General features: G+C 42.4%; 2 protein-coding genes and 1 pseudogene. 2 read left to right on the top strand and 1 reads right to left on the bottom strand.

The window, feature by feature from the left end; genetic code table 11:
• Positions 1-333 (bottom strand): iron donor protein CyaY (gene cyaY, locus CXF78_RS01550; protein ID WP_011635931.1); only part of this gene is annotated, 333 nt, incomplete at its 3' end.
• Positions 334-412: 79 nt separating this feature from the next.
• On the opposite strand from cyaY, the gene CXF78_RS01545 reads away from it, so the two are divergent.
• A complete protein-coding gene (locus CXF78_RS01545; protein ID WP_049763506.1) occupies positions 413-595 on the top strand; it encodes an LPS translocon maturation chaperone LptM in 183 nt (60 codons plus the stop codon).
• Positions 596-615: 20 nt separating this feature from the next.
• A pseudogene (locus CXF78_RS01540) lies at positions 616-1,041 on the top strand (diaminopimelate decarboxylase); the annotation flags it as partial.
• Positions 1,042-1,074: the final 33 nt, after the last annotated feature.

Here is a 1,074-nt window from a genome sequence, read left to right as displayed (position 1 = left end):
TGCGCTTATCTCGAGCAAAATGCCACTTTGTTTGTTGATGGCGTCAATCACAAAAGACATAAACTCCAATCCATTACGAGTATCTAACCATTTGCCATCGTTGTAATTAAAGTGATAACCACCTGATTTTGTGGCTAACCAAATTTCATGCAAAGGCTCTTGTTTATTGATGACAATTTGCGAACTATCTTCAAAAGCCAGCTGTAAAACATTGCCGCTGGCATTGATATCTACATCGGCATCTTGCTCGTCAATTGCTTTTTCTACCGCGTTCTCTATTTCGCCAAACATTTCATCGGCTAATCGATGAAACTCAGTATCTGTAATAGCCATGTATTTCTATCCTTTGCTTTCTGCGTTATGAATGCGATTATAAGACCATTATTCACTAGATGCACAGATGTTGAGAAAAATGAGACTGCTTTTATTTATTATGCTTGCTAGCCTATTGGTAACCGCATGTGGTCAAAAAGGGGTTTTATACAAAACTCCTGAGCCAGTGGCCAATAAAGTCGCCCCAAAACCTGCCAGCACTGATGTGCCGAAGCAAACTGAGGAACTCGACTCTCAACCCTCAACTTCACAACAAGAATAGCATTTATAAGGGACCGCATTTTGGATTACTTTTCATATCAAAATAATTCACTATTCGCAGAAGACTGCGATGTAGCAAAACTGGCCAAAACTCACGGTACGCCGCTGTACATTTATTCTCGTGCCACATTAGAGCGCCATTGGCATGCCTTTAATAATGCCGTTGCTGATCATCCGCATCTTATTTGTTATGCAGTGAAGGCGAATTCAAACCTTGCGGTATTAAATGTATTGGCTCGCTTAGGCAGTGGCTTTGATATTGTGTCTGGCGGTGAACTCTCACGTGTGCTGCAAGCTGGCGGCGATCCTAAAAAAGTGGTTTTCTCTGGTGTGGGCAAAACCGTTGCCGAAATGGAGCAAGCTCTTAATATTGGCATTTACGGCTGTCTCTTATTCACATTTGACGCTGCCGCCGAAGAGGATGTGGTGATTCCAGCGGGTGGCCTTATAGTCAAATAAAAATACATTATACCTCGCCAC

It is taken from the genome of Shewanella sp. 11B5 (assembly GCF_002836795.1).
GTDB lineage: Bacteria > Pseudomonadota > Gammaproteobacteria > Enterobacterales > Shewanellaceae > Shewanella > Shewanella frigidimarina.
Note: the sequence above shows the minus strand (reverse complement) of the source record. Positions and strands in the feature narration are given on the sequence as shown.

Coding starts and splice junctions, on each gene's coding strand:
- CXF78_RS01545 (WP_049763506.1), top strand. CDS start 413: ATGAGACTGCTTTTATTTATTATGCTTGCTAGCCTATTGGTAACCGCA.